The sequence below is a fragment of the Actinotalea endophytica genome (assembly GCF_025717005.1).
Taxonomy (GTDB): domain Bacteria; phylum Actinomycetota; class Actinomycetes; order Actinomycetales; family Cellulomonadaceae; genus Actinotalea.
The window spans coordinates 359,298-376,170 of the sequence record NZ_JAOVZU010000004.1; the positions used below are offsets into that span (position 1 = coordinate 359,298).

General features: G+C 72.0%; 13 protein-coding genes and 1 pseudogene. 4 read left to right on the top strand and 10 right to left on the bottom strand.

Going from position 1 to position 16,873, the window contains the following annotated elements; genetic code table 11:
* Window positions 1–68: 68 nt before the first annotated feature.
* From OEB99_RS09175 to OEB99_RS09185, 3 genes are all read left to right on the top strand, one after another.
* Window positions 69–530, top strand: coding sequence for a MarR family winged helix-turn-helix transcriptional regulator (locus tag OEB99_RS09175; RefSeq protein ID WP_263509745.1), 462 nt, complete (start codon window positions 69–71; stop codon window positions 528–530).
* Window positions 531–821: 291 nt separating this feature from the next.
* Complete coding sequence (locus OEB99_RS09180) at window positions 822–2,216, top strand: metallophosphoesterase (protein WP_263509746.1); 1,395 nt, start codon at window positions 822–824, stop codon at window positions 2,214–2,216.
* 47 nt (window positions 2,217–2,263) lie between these two features.
* Window positions 2,264–3,499: a hypothetical protein gene (locus OEB99_RS09185; protein ID WP_263509747.1), complete on the top strand. Its 1,236-nt coding sequence runs from the start codon at window positions 2,264–2,266 to the stop codon at window positions 3,497–3,499.
* A gap of 76 nt (window positions 3,500–3,575) precedes the next feature.
* On the opposite strand, the gene OEB99_RS09190 is transcribed toward OEB99_RS09185, so the two are convergent.
* The 7 genes from OEB99_RS09190 to OEB99_RS09220 form a co-directional block, all read right to left on the bottom strand.
* Window positions 3,576–4,544, bottom strand: a complete 969-nt coding sequence (locus OEB99_RS09190; protein ID WP_263509748.1) for an alpha/beta hydrolase — start codon at window positions 4,542–4,544, stop codon at window positions 3,576–3,578.
* Window positions 4,541–5,533, bottom strand: a complete 993-nt coding sequence (locus OEB99_RS09195) for an ABC transporter permease (protein ID WP_263509749.1) — start codon at window positions 5,531–5,533, stop codon at window positions 4,541–4,543. The genes OEB99_RS09190 and OEB99_RS09195 overlap by 4 nt, the downstream gene beginning before the upstream one ends.
* Window positions 5,526–7,028, bottom strand: coding sequence for a sugar ABC transporter ATP-binding protein (locus OEB99_RS09200; RefSeq protein ID WP_263509750.1), 1,503 nt, complete (start codon window positions 7,026–7,028; stop codon window positions 5,526–5,528). Before OEB99_RS09200 ends, OEB99_RS09195 begins: the two co-directional genes overlap by 8 nt.
* Window positions 7,025–8,104, bottom strand: a complete 1,080-nt coding sequence (locus OEB99_RS09205; RefSeq protein ID WP_263509751.1) for a sugar ABC transporter substrate-binding protein — start codon at window positions 8,102–8,104, stop codon at window positions 7,025–7,027. The genes OEB99_RS09200 and OEB99_RS09205 overlap by 4 nt, the downstream gene beginning before the upstream one ends.
* Window positions 8,105–8,238: 134 nt before the next feature.
* The gene (locus OEB99_RS09210) at window positions 8,239–9,261 is read right to left on the bottom strand and encodes a LacI family DNA-binding transcriptional regulator (protein WP_263509752.1); all 1,023 of its coding nucleotides are present in this window, start codon (window positions 9,259–9,261) and stop codon (window positions 8,239–8,241) included.
* Between the two features lie 111 nt (window positions 9,262–9,372).
* Complete coding sequence (locus OEB99_RS09215; RefSeq protein ID WP_263509753.1) at window positions 9,373–11,094, bottom strand: CocE/NonD family hydrolase; 1,722 nt, start codon at window positions 11,092–11,094, stop codon at window positions 9,373–9,375.
* Window positions 11,095–11,265: 171 nt separating this feature from the next.
* Window positions 11,266–11,958, bottom strand: coding sequence for a hypothetical protein (locus OEB99_RS09220; RefSeq protein WP_263509754.1), 693 nt, complete (start codon window positions 11,956–11,958; stop codon window positions 11,266–11,268).
* A gap of 118 nt (window positions 11,959–12,076) precedes the next feature.
* Here OEB99_RS09220 and OEB99_RS09225 point away from each other — a divergent pair, with 118 nt between their 5' ends.
* Window positions 12,077–14,833, top strand: a complete 2,757-nt coding sequence (locus tag OEB99_RS09225; RefSeq protein ID WP_263509755.1) for a CHAT domain-containing protein — start codon at window positions 12,077–12,079, stop codon at window positions 14,831–14,833.
* 109 nt (window positions 14,834–14,942) lie between these two features.
* On the opposite strand, the pseudogene OEB99_RS09230 reads toward OEB99_RS09225, so the two are convergent.
* From OEB99_RS09230 to OEB99_RS09240, 3 genes and pseudogenes are all read right to left on the bottom strand, one after another.
* Window positions 14,943–15,251: pseudogene (locus OEB99_RS09230) on the bottom strand (MMPL family transporter); the annotation flags it as partial.
* Between the two features lie 133 nt (window positions 15,252–15,384).
* Entirely contained in the window at window positions 15,385–16,359 is a 975-nt protein-coding gene (locus OEB99_RS09235; protein ID WP_263509756.1) for a succinylglutamate desuccinylase/aspartoacylase family protein, read from the bottom strand.
* Complete coding sequence (locus tag OEB99_RS09240; RefSeq protein ID WP_263509757.1) at window positions 16,360–16,863, bottom strand: ATP-dependent zinc protease family protein; 504 nt, start codon at window positions 16,861–16,863, stop codon at window positions 16,360–16,362.
* Between the last annotated feature and the right edge of the window lie 10 nt (window positions 16,864–16,873).

Below are 16,873 nucleotides of genomic sequence, written 5' to 3' on the forward strand. Positions count from 1 at the left end.
CGGCAACCCGCCTCATCGATTACTTGACTGAGTCTACTATTGACTGAGTGAGGTAATCTACCCGAGTGATGACCGACGAGCGCGCCACAGTGGTGTCCCGACGGCTGGCGCGGACGCTCATCCTGGTGGGCGAGCAGATCAAGGCGTCGTTCGCCGAGTCCGTGGAGTCCCTCGGGATGCCCGTCCCCCTCGCTCGCACCCTGCTGGCGCTCGGCGCGCCGGAACCGATGCGTGACCTCGCGGACCACCTCTCGTGCGATCCGTCGCACATCACCGGGATCGCCGACCGGCTCGAGGAGCGTGGCCTGGCCCGCCGGGTGGCCGGTCAGGACCGCCGGGTCAAGCTGCTCGAGATCACCGACGAGGGCAGGGCCATGCGCGACCGGATCATCGCGGTCGCGACCGCCGGCTCGCCGACCACCCGGCTCGACCCGAAGGACCGGGAGCTGCTGCTCTCGCTGCTCGAACGACTGCTGGACGACGGGGCCGACGAGAGCGCGCGGCCCGTCGAGGTGAGCGCAGGGCGCTGAGCCCGTCGAGGTGAGCGCTGGGCGCTCGGCCGGCGCCGTCGTCGGCTGCCGGTGACTCGCGACGCGCTCTCCGCGACCCCTGGAGGGAGCTCGGCGGCCCGGCCCGCGGCGCCGGCGCGGCCACGCCCCCGCCGCGTGAACCGAGTGTTGTCCCGCTGGTCACGGCGACTCCACGGGCCATTCTCGATCGACCTATAGACAACGGGTGTCCACGAGTTGGAGAGACCCGTTCGCTCGCTCCTCCCGGTGTGTCGACGGGTGTCCCCGAGACGACCAGAGGAGTCGTTGATCATGGTTGGTGGCACCGAACGAGTCGAGCTCGACTCGATGCACGACCTCACTGCCGCTCCCCCACGACCGATGCGACGCGTCGGGACCGTGGCCGCCCTGGCCGCGGCGGGGACCCTGGCGGTCGCGGCCGCCGTCTCGACGATCATGCTCGCCGCGGCCTCGTCCGCCGCGACCGACACCCACGCGCACACCGCCGCCGAGAACGCGGTGGCCATCACGCCTCAGGCCGCCGACGGCGCTCGGGCGCAGGACGTCACCGGCCCCGGCGGCGCGGCCCCGGCCGCCGACCTCGGCTCCCGCTTCACTCTCGCGGTCCTGCCGGACACGCAGTTCTACTCGCGCTACGACGCGGACTTCCAGGGCACGTACTCCGACAACCCGTTCGACGTGCAGACGCGGTTCATCGCCGACCACGCCGACGAGCTGAACATCGCGTTCGTCACACACCTCGGCGACGTCGTCGACCAGGAGCGCCACCCCGAGCAGTGGCAGGCGGCGGACCGCGCGATGTCGATCCTCGAGGCCGCGAACGTGCCGTACTCCATCGCACCCGGCAACCACGACGTGCTGGAGCCCGACGAGGCCGTGGTCGACACCGACTACGACCTGACCGCCGAACCCTTCCTGCAGACCTTCGGCCCGACGCGGGCCGCAGCCGAGAACGCCTCGACCTACCGGGGCAGCGACCCGACCGGCCTGAGCCAGTACCACGTCTTCTCCGCGGAGGGTCAGCAGTTCCTGGTCCTCGCCCTGACCTGGCGGGCGTCGGACGCCACGATCGCCTGGGCGAACGACGTGATCGCCGCGCACCCGACCCTCCCGGTGATCCTGACCACGCACCAGCTGATCGACATCCGCGCCGAGGGCTCCGACTCCCTCGAGACCGACTACGGCCTCAAGCTCTGGGACGAGCTGATCGCGCCGAACGACCAGGTCTTCCTCACCCTCAACGGGCACTTCCACGGCACGGCCAACCAGACCAAGCTCAACGAGGCCGGGCACCCGGTCACCCAGGTCGTCATCGACTGGCAGCTCGCGGACGACGGCGGCGACGGCTACCTGGGCCTGTACGAGTTCGACCTGGGCGAGGACCGCATCCGGGTGCAGACCCCGTCGCCCTGGGTCGCGTGGAAGCAGGCCGAGGGCCTGACCGGCGCCGGACCGGCCTTCCTGACCGGCGCCGACGAGGACTTCACGATCCCGCTCGACTTCGCGGACCGGTTCGCCGGCTTCGACCCCGACTGGGCCGGCCGCACCGTGAGCCCGACCGAACCGGATCTCTACCTCGCGGCGAAGGACGTCGTGGCCGAGATGGCCGGTGCGCAGCTGCGCGAGGGCGGCCGGCTCGTCGTGGTCGGGAGCGCGGTGCGGGAGGGCGCGACGTCGACCGTGTGAGGCCGTCGGGACCTGGGGGCGCCGGTCCACGGAGGCTAACGTGGACAGTGCAGGGAGGGGGCGCCGCGCGCCGCACGAGGTGGCTCGGGGCCGCCGCACCGGGCATGCTCGCCGTCGTCGAGTCGCTGAGCGGGAGGACCAGGCACCACGTCTGGCGCTTCCTGGCCGTCCTCGTCGGCCTGGTGTGCGTGGTCGTCGCCTACATCGCCGGCATGGCGGTCATGACCGTGGTGGCGATGGGCGGAGTCCTGGCGATCGCGTCCGGCGATCCGCTGCCGGACGAGCCTCCCGACCTCGAGACGATCGCGGTGCTCCTGGGCTGCCTCCTGGTCTTCTTCCTGATGTGGCGGCTCGGGGTGCGGCTGCTCCGCGGCCACCGGCACCTGGTGCTCTACCTGCGCAAGTTCGGGTTCACGGGTGCGTCGGCCGCGATGAGCACGGCGATCGGCTCGGGTCTGGGCCGTCGCTGGCGGCTCGTCACGCTCGACGACCACGACACCGCACCCCTGGGGGTCGGCGGCGGACGCCGGTGGCTGATCGGGCTGGTCTGGCTCGCGCTCGTCGTGCTGACGGGCTGGGCGGTGATCGGCGCGGTGCGGTGGCTCTCGAGCGGTCCGGCGGACGAAGCGATGCAGTCAGCGATGGAGTCGGCGTACGACCAGGTGATCGCGGAGGGAGGCGACGAGCTCACGGCCACCTTGTCCATGATCATCGTCGGGCCGGTCGTGGCGCTGATGGTCGGCTTCCTGATCCTGTTCTTCGGTGTGTTCTTCTTCAGCCTCCTCATCTCCGTGGCCGCCACGGGCGGAGCGATGCTCACGATGGTGATCCGGTCGGCGGGCAGCGCGGAGCACGCCAAGGCCCTCGTGATCACCCGGGAGGCCGAGGTCCATCGGACCTGCACCCGGCTGAGGCGACGTACCCGGCGCGTGCTGGCACCCCGGATCACCATCGCGAGGGTCGCCGACCGGCTGTGGCAGCTCACGGTGCTGCAGCTGGCCGCCGTGTGCGACGCCGTGATCGTCGACGTGTCCTACCCCACCGACAACCTGGTGTGGGAGATCAGCTCGATGCTCCGGGCACGCACGCGGGTTCTCCCGGTCGGACGGTACGACCGGCTCAGGGCAGTCGCCGCCGACCCCTCCCCTGCTGCGGTGGAGGTCCGCAGGCTGCTCGGCGACCGCGAGGTCGTCGGCTACGACCCCGCTCGGCTCGACGATTTCAGCGACGGCCTGCGGCACTCGTTCCGGGTGCTCGCGGACCGGCGCCGGAGCCCCCGGTGAGGAGGCACACCCCTCCCCCTCGGCCCGCCGAGCGCCCGGACCGGATGGGACCGCGCCCGCTCGCACGGCGGGCGCCTCACGACGGCTCGGCGACCTCCCACGCGAGGTCGCCGGCGCCGTCCCGCGCCAGGTCCCGCCACGCGGTCACGGCCAGGCGCTCGAGGACGGCGACCCACGCGTCGACCGCGCGCCGGGAGAAGCCGGCCTCGGGCACCTCGTACTCGAAGCCGTGGTAGCCACCGGGCTCGAAGACCACCTCGACCGGGACACCGGCAGCCGCCAGCCGGGTCGCGAAGCGCCAGGCGTCGAGCCGCAACGGGTCGGAGGACGTCGTGAACGCATAGGTCCGCGGCAGACCGGTGAGGTCGTCGCTGCGAGCCGGGGCGAAGGACGCGTCGGGCACGGCGTCACCGAGGTAGGCCGCCCAGAACTCGTCCATCACGGCCCGGGTCAGAGGTCCGGCGTCCTCGTCCGTGCCGCGATCGTCGAGCGCCGGGCAGACCAGGAACTGCGCCGCGGGCAGCGGTCCCCCGGCGTCCCGCAAGCGCAGCGACAGGCCGACGGCCAGGTTCGCGCCCGCGCTCGCGCCCCCGACCAGCACCGGCAGGTCCGCCTGCGCCACCAGGGCGAGGTGGACCGCCTCGGCGTCCTCGAGCGCGGCCGGGAACGGGTGCTCCGGCGCCAAGCGGTAGTCCACGGCCACCACGTCGATGCCGGCCTCGGCGGCGAACCGGGCGAGCATCGCGTCGTCGCCCCTGGCCTCGCCGTAGACCCACCCGCCGCCGTGCAGCCAGACGAGAGTGGCCCGCGGCGAGGTTCGTGCGGCGTAGCGCCGGCACACCACGCCCGCGTACTCCTGCGACGTCACCTCGACCGGTAGCGGCGCGGAGCGCTCGTCGTGCCACGTCCGCCGGCGCCGGCGCTCCACCTCGACCGCGGGCTCGTCCGGTGCCGGTTCGACCGTGAACGGTCGAGCGAGGTACCGAGCGAGCTCGGGGTCCAGCGGCACCGGAACCAGCCCCCCGACGGCATGATCGACCGTCACCGTTCCGCCATCCTGGCGCGGAGCCGGTCGAAGGAGACCGCGAGGATGAGCAACGCACCGGTGGCGACCTGCTGCCACGAGGAGTCGATCCGCATCAGGGTCAGGCCGTTGCCGAGCACCGCCACGATGAGCAGGCCCACGACCGTCCCCCCGACCGAACCCACGCCGCCGGACAGGCTCGTGCCGCCCAGGATCACCGCGGTGATGGCGGCCAGCTCGAGCCCCACCCCGGTGGTGCCCGAGGTCGCACCGAGCTGGGACGCGGAGGTCAGCCCGGCCATCGCCATGCACAACCCGGAGATGAGGAAGGCGACGAACACGTTGCGCCGGGTGGGCAGGCCGACCAGCCGCGCGGCGTCGGGGTTCGCGCCGATCGCGTAGATGCTGCGCCCGTAGATCGTGTTCTGCAGCAGCAGGCCCACGCCGACGAGGACGACCACCACCACGATCACCGGCAGCGGCACGTTCGCCACGGGCCGGATCAGCGCCCAGTCGAACCCGGACACCCCGATGCTCTGCCCCTCGCCGACCGAGATCGTCAGGCCGCGGAAGATCGCCAGCGTGCCCAGCGTGGTGATCAGTGCGTTCACGCCGACCACCGTCACGATCAGCCCGTTGAGCAGCCCGACGCCGAGACCGGCGAGCACCGCCAGGGGCACCGCGAGCGCGGTGCCGATGGTCGGCTGGGTGAGCGCGAAGACCAGCCCGACCCAGGCCACGCCGGAGCCGACCGACAGGTCGACCTGGCCGCTGATCAGCAGGATCGTGGCCCCTGCGGCGACGGTGCCGGTCACGGCGAGCGCCGAGAAGATGTTGACGAAGTTGTCCCAGCTGAAGAAGTACGGCGAGCTCAGCGAGAAGACCAGGACCTCCAGGCCGAGGAACACGACGAGGGCTGCGACGTCGGGGATCCGCAGCCGCCGCTTGGTCGTGGGCGTCGCGGCCGTGGCGGCCGGAGCACCGGAACGGGTCGCGGTGTACTCAGACATGGATGGCGCCTCCTGCGGCCTCGGTCAGAGCGCTGACCGTGATGTCGTGGTGCGGGATGGTGGCCGCGACCCTGCCGCGGACCATGACGATGGCGGTGTCGGCCACCGCGACGATGTCCTCGTAGTCGGAGCTGGCGACGACGAGCGTGGTGCCCTGCGCCGCGAGCTCGCGCAGCACCGCGTAGATCTCCTCGCGGGCGCCGACGTCGACGCCACGGGTGGGCTCGCTGAGCACGAGGATCCGCGAGCCTGCCTCCAGCCAGCGGCCGAGCAGCACCTTCTGCTGGTTGCCGCCGGACAGCGTGCCGAGGAGCTGGGTGGCGTCGCCGGTGGAGCGCACGTGCAGCTCGTCGTGCCAGCGGCGGTAGGCGTTCGTCTCGACCGCGCGGGTGATCCAGCCGCGCCACCTGGCCAGCCGGCGCCAGCTCGGTGCGGCGAGGTTCTCCGCGACCGAACGCAGCACGAACGCGGCCTGCCGCGCGCGATCGGGCGGGAGGAACCCGATCCCGTGGCCGATCGCATCCTGCGGGTCCCGGAGCCGGGCCGGCGTTCCGTCGAGCGCCAGCGAGCCGGCCTCCAGGTGCCGGATCGCGAACAGCGCCTCGGCGACCTCGGCGACGCCGGAACCGACCTTGCCGTACAGCCCGAGGATCTCCCCGCGCCGGGCGGCCAGGTTCACCCCGCCGAAGCCGGGCGCGGACGCGTCGGTGAGCTCGAGCACGACGGGCGCGTCGGCCAGAGACCGCTGCGCACCGCGGGTGCGCTCGACCGAGTGCCCGACCATCGAGGCGACGACCTCGGCGGCCGACGTCCGGGCGACGTCGGTCACCAGGGCGACCTTGCCGTCCCGCAGCACGCACACCCGGTCCGCGATCGCGAACACCTCGTCCAGGCGGTGGGTGATGTAGAGCACCGCGACACCGCGCGTCGTCAGCGACTCGATCACCCCGTACAGCCGCTTGGCCTCGGCGTCGGAGAGCGAGGCGGTCGGTTCGTCGAAGATCACCAGTCGGCTCTCGCCGCGCAGTGCCCGGGCGACCTCGACGATCTGCCGCTCCCCGAGCCGCAGCGAGTCCTGCCGGGCGTCCAGGTCGAGCTCGGTGCCGAGCGCCTGCAAAGCCTCGCTGGCCTCGCGACGCATCGCCGACCGGTCGACCCGCATGCCGCGTTGCGGCCAGGCGCCGAGCACGACGTTCTCGGCGACGGACAGCGTCGGGGCGTCGCTGATCTCCTGGGAGATCAGCCGGATGCCGCGGCGCCGCGCCTGGGCCACCGAGTAGCTGTCGACCACGGTGCCGTCGATCGCGATCTCGCCGCCGTCGCAGTGATGATCCCCGGCGATGATCCGCACCAGGGTCGACTTGCCCGCGCCGTTCTCCCCCAGCAGGGCGGTCACCGTGCCGGGGGCCAGGTCGAGGTCCACGCCGTGCAGGACCTCGACCTGGCCGAACGACTTCCGCAGGCCACGGGCGCGCAGGAAGGTGTCGTTCGTCACGAGCAGCTGTACTCCGGGTAGTAGTCGGTCAGCGTGTCCTTGGTGATGAACTCGTGCGGCACCAGGATCTGGTCCGGCACGTCCTCACCGTTGATCAGGTCGATCACGGCGGGCAGGACGAGCTGGGCGTACTTCTCGGGGAAGTAGGCGGCGCTGCCGATCCAGTGGTCGAAGGTGAGGATCGCGCAGTTGTCGGGGTCGAGGTTCTGCACGCCGATGTAGAGGTCCTCGGTGCGGTCCTGGGCCCGCGCGGCGGCGAGCGCGCCGAGGATGACGTCCTCGTTGATGCCGACGACCACGATCTTGTCCGCACCCGGCAGCGAGGTCAGGGTGTCGGTGAACAGACGCTGCGCGACGTCGGTCTGACCGCCCGCGCCGGTGTCCAGGATGATCTCGTCGTGGATCGGGCCGCAGACGCTCTCGAAGCCCTCCTCGGTGCCGTCCATCCGCATGTCGTTGACCACGCCGACCGCGGTGGACTCGAGCGAGATGTAGGCGTCGTAGTCGCACTGGAAGTTCTCGCCGAAGTACTTTGCGACGTTGTAACCGATCAGCTGACCGGCGTACTCGTTCGCCGCGCCGACGAAGGTCTTCTGGCAGGGCTCCTGGTTGATGTCGATGGCCGCGGCCGGGACGTCGGGCCCCTCGTCGCAGATCGACTCCGAGGCGGCGGCGTCGGCCTGGAAGATCACCAGGCCGTCGACGTCCTGGGTCTTGAACTGACGCGCGCAGTCCAGCGCGGTCGCGGTGTCGAACTTGGAGTCGCAGGTGACGAGGTCGACGCCGGCGGTGGCGGCGGCTTCCTCCATGCCCGACTGCAGGGCCTGCGGGAACGCAGCGGCCAGGGTCAGCTGGGTGAAGCCGATCTTGAGCCCCTCACCCGAGCCCGGCTCGATCGGCTCGAAGGCCGCGACGCCGTCCGGAGGCGTCGGGGCGGGGGCGTCGAGATTCATCGAGCTGCCACCGCCCGAGTCCGAGCCCGTGTCGGTCGCGGTGGCCGCACTGCACCCTGCGAGGGCCAGGGAGAGGGCGGCAAGGACGAGCGTCGCGCGTCCTGGAAGGCTGAGTCGTCGCATAGTGTCGGGACCTCCTTGACCCGTCGGCGATTGCAACGTTACAACGCCAATGCGCCCACAGTAGGAGCCAAGCGGCCCCACGTCAATGGTTCGGGCTGGGCTGCCTAGGACGCCCGCAGGGCCGGGGCGACGGCTCAGTGCCGGACGATGGATGTCGCGCGCACGACGAGCTCGGGCGAGAACAGGGTCTGCTCGTGGGTGTGGTCCCCCGACCCGTCCATCTCGGCCATCAGGAGGGCCGCGCCCCGGGCGCCGATGTCACGCGCCGGCTGGCGCACCGTGGTCAGCGGACGGCGTGCCGCGGCGGCCACCGAGATGTCGTCGTAGCCCACCAGGGCCACGTCCTCGGGCACACCGATCCCGCGGTCGATCAGCGCGGTGAGCGTTCCCATCGCGAGCAGGTCGTTGACCGCGAAGAGCGCGTCGGGCCGGTCGCCCGCGGACCGGCTGGCGATCACCGCCGCAGCCTCCGAGCCCGCCTGGACGAAGTAGGACGAGGTCGTGATGACCTCGAACCGTGCCCCGGCGGCTTCGGCGGCCGCGCGAGCACCACGGGAACGCTCCCGGATCTGGGGCAGGTCCCGGGGGCCGCGCACCAGCGCGATGTGGCTCCGACCCTGTGCGAGCAGGTGCTCGACCGCGATCGCGCCACCCCGGGCGTCGTCGACGGCGACCGAGCAGTGGTCCCGGTCCGGCGCCGGGACGTCGAGGAACACGACCGGCACACCCCGCTTCTCGAACGACGCGAGCCCTGCAGGCACGTCACTGCTCGGCGCGATCAGCAGCCCGCGGACGCGCTGGGACTCGAAGAGCTCGATGAGGCTGCTCTCGACGTCCACGTCCTGCGTGGCGTTGCCGAGGAGGGTGGAGTACCCGCCACCGGCGAGCACGGCGCTGGCCCCCTGCATGACGTCGGCGAAGAACGGGCTGGTCGCCTCGCTGACGATCATGCCCACGGCCCGGCTCTGGCCGAGGCGCAGCGCGCGCGCCGCGTCGTTGCGTACGTAGCCGAGCTCGTTGATCGCGGCCGTCACCCGGGCGAGGGTCTCCGGCGCCACCACCTGCGGGCGGTTGAGCACGTTCGAGACCGTGCTCAGCGCGACGCCGGCGCGAGCGGCGACGTCGCGGACCGTCACGGCCCCGGGGCGTTCGCGCATGCTCGTATCCTGTCACCTCACCGCACCCGGACCGCGCAGCGCGGCGGAACCGGTTTGCGACGTTGCACAGCGATTCGCACGCCCGGGACACCGCCTCCCCCTGGGTGTCGCTCACCCCGGAGGCGCCACCGGCAGCACGAGGCTGCTGGGGTGCGCCGGACCCCAGACCACCGTCTGGCGGGCCGGTACGGCATCCTCGGGCGTCGAGGTCGCCACCGGGACCATCCGGTGCGGGTTGCGGTCGAACCGTGGGAAGTTCGACCCGGCCACCTGGACTCGCACCCGGTGGCCGGCGCGGAACAGGTGGCTCGTCGACCCCACCGTGACCACGAACCGGGTGACCTCGTCCGGCACCAGCGGCGACGCGGCCCCATCCCGGTACCGGGCACGGAGGATCCCGTCGGTCACACCGAGGCTCAGCCCGTCGGCGTCGACGTCGCACAGCCGCACGGTCCAGTCGCAGTCCTCCTGGTCGCACCGCCCCCACAGCTCGGCCTCGACGGTACCGGCGACGTGCAGGTCCTCGACGAGCGGCGGCGACGTCCAGACCAGCACGTCGTCGCGCGCCTCCACCTCGGCCTGGTCCTTGGCGCCGGAGTTGGTCGCCATGAGCAGGCCCGGCAGGAACGACGGACCGCCCACGGTCGGCACGGGGTCGTCGGGATCCGCGACGAAGGAGCACTCGCCGGCGACCCCGGCCTCCTCCCCGAGCACTCCGTCCTGACGGAGGTGCCATCGCTGCGGCGCCACACCCGGCAGCGGCCAGCGGTCGGCGGTCCGCCACACGTCGATGCCGCCGGTGAAGTAGCGGACCTTGGGCAGGTCCGGCTCCCGGCCGTCGAGCACCGCGCGGAACAGCTCGAGCTGCTGGCCCTGGATGTCGATGCCCCACGCGGACGCGTCGTAGCCGAGCCAGCCGTCGCCCTGCCAGTCGCTCATGTTGCCGTGCGACCAGGGCCCGGCCAGCAGGTACTGCCGGTCGGCCGCCGGGGCCCCCGGGTCCACCGCCCGGCGGTAGGCCTGCAGCCCGCCCTCGCAGAAGATGTCGTGCCAGCCGACCACGTGCAGCGCGGGCACCTCGAGCCGGGGCATGAGCTGCGAGACGTCGACGGCGTCCCACTCCGCGTCCTCCTCGGGCCGGGCGAGCCAGCTCGCCGTGTACGGCGCGATGAGGGCGAGGTCCTCGTCGAGCACGGGCCGGCGGGCCAGCGTCGCGGGCGGGTCGTGCTGGAGCCGGGCGAGCACCTCGGTCGCGCGCGCGAGGTCCTCGGGTGCGTCGGCGTGCCGGCGCGGCACGTCGGCGGCGCCCAAGGACTCCAGCACCCACAACACCTCCAGGCCGAGCTGGAGCGCCCCGCCCTGGTAGGTCCAGTCGGCCCGGTAGTGGTCCATGCTCAGCTGAGGCGCGATCGCGACCAGAGCCTCGGGACGGCCGCTCGCGGCCAACCACTGCGTGGCTCCGACGTAGGACGCGCCGTACATGGCGACCCGGCCGTCGCAGAAGTCCTGCGCGGCGAGCCAGTCGACGGTGTCCGCACCGTCGCTCCGCTCGGCCGCGAACGGCCAGAAGCTCCCCTCCGAGCCGTTGCGACCGCGGGTGTCCTGGATCGCCACCGCGAACCCGGCCGCGACCGCGTGGGGCGGCTCGAGGTTGAGGATGAACTGGCTCTGGAAGGCCGACTCCTTGCCGTAGGGCGTCCTGGCCAGCAGCACCGGCCACGGTCCAGGTCCGTCCGGGACGTAGAGGTCCGTCGCGAGCCGGACGCCGTCACGCATCGGCACCGCCACGTCGCGCCGGACGAGGAAGCTCGGTGCCGGCCGGTGGACGCTCATCGCGCAGCTCCTATCGTTGCAACGTTACAACGATGTCAAGGTAGGGCCACGCCGGGTCCGCGTCAAGGCGCCCTCAGCCAACGCTTGTCGAAGATGCCCTTCGGGCGCTGTCCGGTCAGGCCCGTGCGGGGTCGCGGACCGGATGCGCCGTGGCATCAACCCTGGCTCGCGTCAGCCGCGCAGCTCGCGCAGCTCGATCTCCGTTCCGTTCTGGGTTGCCGCGAGCTTGCCCTTCCACGGCCCCTTGGCGGGGTAGATGCCGCTGAAGACCCCCACGAACTCGTCGCCCTGGCTCTGCAGGATCGTCGCGATCGGCAGGAGTGCCGCTGTCGCCGCTCGAAGGACTTCGTCGACCACGGTGGACGTGGGGTTCTTGATCAGAGCCATCAACGTGTCGGTGAGCGACCCGCCCTTGGTCAGGTCCGCGTGCACCTTGGCCATGACCTCACCCACGTGGCGGGTCCCCTGGTCGGCGTCGCAGACGACGAGGTAGACCATCAGGCCGCCCTTGAGCACGTGAGGTGGGTAGACCGGCGAACCGTCGCCAAGCGTGAACGAGATCGTCTCCCCGCGGCGCACGCGGTAGATCGCCTGATCCGGGACCTGCTCGGGCGGCAGGACTATCGGTGCCCGGCCGCTCAGGTCGAACGCCACCGTCATGAAGTAGATCTGGTCGCGCCTGCCGAGCAGCCCCCACAGCCCGTCCCAGTTGCGTGTGACCCGTAGCGAGATCAGAGAGAGCCCGCGTGGCCTTCCGGACGACGGGAACACCGCCTCGGCTGGTGCTTCGTCCTCGGTGACGGCAGTGCGCCTGCGTTCGACGAGCAACTCAGGGCCGCCAACGTGGATCGCCTCGGCGAACATCGAGGTCACGGCTTCACCTCACCGCCCGTAGGAGGAGTGCGCCTAGCTGCGACTCTAGCGCCGGGCGGGACCGCTGAGTACCGTCCAAGCCGGGAGTACTTCCGCAGAGGGCGCGCTGATGGACGCACCGACTCACCAGACGGACGTAGGTGACCCGTCCGAACGGAGCGGCCTGCTCGCGAGCCTGCGCGAGTCGATCGCCCGGCTGTCGCCCGACGAGAGCCCCCGCGGCATGGCGGCGATGGACCTGGGGATCGCGCTCGGCCTCGAGTGGGTGGCCGACCCACACGAGGACCGGTGGGCGGCCGCTCTCGCCGAGCTCGACCGGATCCGGGAGCCGGTGGCGCGCACGAGTCACATGCTGCCGCTCTACGAGCTGGCGCTCGGTCAGCTCTGGTACATCCGGGCGGACGCCACCGAGGACCCCGACGACGAGGCCGCCGCGATCGATCAGCTCGAGGTCGCGCGACGAAGCGTGCGCCCGGGCGCCGGGGTCCACCTGACCGCCTCCACCCATCTGGGGACGTTGCGGCTGCGGATCGCCGACCGCACCGGCGACCCGGTGGCGCTCGCAGGAGCGATCCAGGACTTCGAGGACGTGGTACCGGCTCCTCGCGCACGGGATTGGGAGAGGGCTCGCAGCCTCGAGCTCCTGGCGCGCGCGTTGTGGTCGCGGTACCGACGGGCCCGCGACCGCGAGGACATCGCAGCCGCGATCGGTCTCGCGGTCGCGGCTCTTGAGGCGCCCGTCGAGGGGCTGGACAACGTGCCCCAGCTCCACGCCCTCCTGGGGAGCCTCTTCGGAGAGGCCTACGAGCTCACGAAGGACCCAGCGCACGCCGATCGGTCGGTAGCGGAGTACGAGCAACGTCTCGCCGTGACGTCGGATGACCTCGAGGACGAAGCCGTCGCGCACGACAACGCCAGCAACGCGTATGCCCGGCGCTACGAGGCCCGTCGCGACGTGCGCGACCTCGTGCGAGCAGAGGAGGAGTCCGCGGCTGCCCTCGCCCTCGCTCCGCCGTCGACGGGGAGTCGCGGCCGGATGTGGATCAATCGATCGATCTCGCTGGTCGAGCGAGGCGTGCGTGAACGCGACGGGACAGCGCTCGACGAGGCCGTCCAGGCGGCGCGCACGGGCCTCGCGGACGCCTTCGATGCCCCTGACGTGCGCCCCCGCCTGCACTACCAGCTGGCCAACGCGCTGTTGTGTCGCCAGGCACTCTGGGGCAAGGCCTCCGGTACCGGCGTGCACGACGAAGCGACGTCGCACCTCGAGGAAGCGCTGCGCGAGCTCCTGGCCGACAACGCCTCACTGCCGGTGCGCCAACGACTCGGCACCCGTAGCATCGCCGCTCGCGCGCAGTCGATGCTGGTCGGCCTGCACCTCAGCCGCAGCCGCGAGCTCGGTGGCGCCGACGCGGGTCCTCACCTCGACCTGGCGTTCGCGTCCGCCGAGGCAGGCAAGGCCCCGCTGCTGATCCAGGAGATCCTGCGACGTGGACTCGAACCACCGCCCGAGCTCGACGAAGGAGTCGCTCGGTGGGAGTCACAGCTGCTGGGTGACGCAGCCGCCCTCGACCTGCGCGAACTCCTCGAGGCCACTGACGACCCAGCTCTCGAGCTGCGTCACCTGCACAGGCGCCAGAGCGTGCACCGCGAGCTTGACCGACTGTGGGACGAGATGTCGCGGCACGGGCCGGGGTCGGTACGCCGGTACGCCCGGTTCAGGCGGGACGTCCTGGCAGCGCTCTTGGACTCACTCCCGTCACGCTCACCTGGGTGCGACCTGGTTTCACTGGCAGTGCCGCGGTACGTGGACGCCTCCGGGCAGCAACAAGCCCGGATGTGCTTCCTGCTCCTGCGAGATGGGGCGCAGCACGCCGAGATCATGTGCGAGGTCGCCGAGGAGGTCCTGGCGCAGGCGGTCAACGGCCTGCCGTTGACGGGCGACGACCGAGCCGACGATGGCGCCGCGACCCCGGCGGCCTTGCAGCCCCTGGTGGACGCACTGGCCGCCGCCCCGCACCCGGTCTCGAGGTGCCTGGCGATCTCGCCGACCACGGACACGTTCACCCTCCCGTGGCAGCTGCTCTTCCTGCGCGCCGGTTGGTGCACGGAGCTCGGCCGGCCAACGCCCGTGCTCGTCCTGCCCAACCAGGCTCTCATGATGACCCCGCTGGAGGGGAACAGCTACACCTGGAGTGAGGACCTCAACGTCGCCGAGCGGATGGGCATCGAGGACCCGGACAACGTGGCGCAGTACGTCCGGGTCAGCTTCCCCGACGCGGCCCGGGAGACCTCGGGTGCCGCCGTCCTGGGGGATCCCACCGGCGATCTGCCCAGCGCCGCCGACGAGGCGCGCCACGTCGCCGAGCTCCTTGCCGTTCAGCCCCTGCTCGGCGCAGCAGCGACCCGCGACGCCGTCCTTCGTGCGGTGGAGGGGGCCACCGTCGTGCACGTGGCAGCGCACGCACAGATCGACCCCGACCAGCCGCTGAGCAGCCGAGTCAGGCTCGCCGACGGGTCGCTACCTGCCGGTGCGCTCCTTGGTAGCCGAGGAGGAGCACGGCTGGTCGTGCTCTCGGCCTGCCACAGCGGCTACGGCGAGTCGCTGGGAGGTGGCGAGCTCGCCGGCCTCAGCACCGCCTTGCTGCGGGCCGGCTGCCACGCCGTGGTCGCGAGCTCCTGGGACGTCGATGACGCCGCCACGGACTACCTCATGACCGAGTTCCACGCGCGACGCGTGGCTGGTGCGTCGCTCGCAGCGGCACTCGCGGACGCGTGCGCGGCGGTGGCCGATGAGCCGGGTTGGGACGCCCCGTACTACTGGGCGGCCTTCACGCTCGTCCAGAGCCGCTACGACCCGGCGTGAGCCGCCACGACCCGGCGTGGAGTGTCCCCACTGTCCGGCGGAGCGGCTCTGCCGACTGTCTGCTGGCCACGATCTCCCTGCCGCGACGTCTGAGGTCGCGCGGGACCGGTCAGCGGGCCGTACCGCCTGCCTCGAGGGCAAGGTCGTGCTCGAGCTCCGTCGCGGTGCCGTGCACCGGATGGCTTCGCTCGAGCGCGGCACCCTCGATGTCGACGTCCGGCAGCAGCCGGTCGAGCGATCGCGGCAACCACGAGGCGCCGTCTCCCGTCAGGTGCATCAGGGCGGGCACCAGCGCCGGCCGGACCACGAACGCGTCGAGCGGCACGCTGAACGCGAGTCCGAAGCCCAGCGGCCGGACCGCCGCCAGGTGGGAGAACATGAAGCCACCGAACACGCTGATCATGATGTTCGGCGAAGCTCGGAGTCCGTCGTAGCCCGGCGCCTGTTCTCGACCCCTTCGCCCGCGTCCCTTGCCCCCTGGCGGTCCGGGACGACCTGCCGACGCCCGTTGTCGAACCGCCCATGGCCCGAGTCGAGGCGGGAACCCGGCGCTACCCCGCGTCGACCGGCCTGTGCGAGGACGGCGAGGCGATGTGCACCAGGGCGTCGCCGCGGTTGACGATCGGGGCGTTGGCCCGGCCGATCACCACGCCGTCCCGGTCGGCGCGCACCGTGCGCAGGGTCTTCCCGTACGAGTCGAACACCGACCCGAGCCGCTCCCCGACCACGACCTGCTGGCCGAGCGCCACGTCGAGGTGGGCGATGCCGGTGCGCCGGGACCGGACCCACCCGCTGCCCCGGCACTCGAGCGTCGGCGACTGCTCCTCGGCCACCGGGTCGATCATGCCCAGCGCAGCGAGCACCCGCCGCACCCCGCGGACGCCCGCGTCGACGGCGTACTCGTCGAGCCTCAGGTTCTCCCCACCCTCGTAGAGCAGCACCCGTGCCCCGGACTCCGCGGCCGCAGAACGGATCGAGCCGTCGCGCAACCGGGCGTGCAGCATGACCGGGGCGCCGAACGCCCGGGCGAGCTCGAGGGTGCCCGGGTCGTCGAGGTCGGCGCGGATCTGGGGGAGGTTCGCGCGGCGGTCGGCCCCGGTGTGCAGGTCGATCCCGACGCTGCACTTGCTGACCACCTCGGTCATGAACAGGTGGGCGATCCTGGCGGCCAGCGACCCCCGGGCGGAACCGGGGAAGGAGCGGTTGAGGTCGCGCCGGTCGGGCAGGTAGCGGTCCCCGGTCATGAAGCCGAGCACGTTGACGATCGGGACGGCGATCACGGTGCCGCGCAGCCGCTTCGGCTGCAGCGTGCGCAGCACCTGGCGGATCACCTCGACGCCGACCACCTCGTCACCGTGCACCGCCGCATCGAGCCACACGACGGGCCCGTCCAGCTTCCCGTGCACCACCCGCACGGGCAGCGTGACGTCGCCGCCGGTGACCAGCCGGGTGATCAGCAGACCGACCTCGGCGGCCGTGCCGGCCCGCACCCGGACACTGCCGATCGGCAGGGAGTCGCGAGCCACTCACCGCCCCCAGTTCTTGCGGCGGATGACGCGACGGGGCCGCCCGCCGACGTAGGACCGGGCGGAGTCCACCAGGAAGCCCTGGCTCAGGGCGTCACGGCCGATGAGCAGCCGGAACCCCATCTCGTCCCGGTTGGACAGGGTCATCTCGGTGGCGACCTCGCGCCCGAGCAGCCGGATCACCATCGGCACCACCAGGCGCTCCTCGGTGCCACCGTTGGACGAGCGCACCAGACGCTGGTCGATGACCGGCGCGTCCAGCCGTGCAGCGTCCTCGTCGGAGCGCTGCCAGGGGTGGATGGAGAAGCTCACCCGCGGCTCGCCGTCCACGGTCCGCTCCTCGACGTCGAAGGCGTGGATGGCGCTGGACCGGGCCCCGGTGTCGAGCTTGGCCTTGATCCACCGCACGGGTACCTCGGGCAACCGCACCCACTCACGCCATCCGGCGACCGTTCCTGGCTCACGCGAGCCGTCGACGGTGTTTGAATTGGCGGCCTCTACCACGCCGACATTA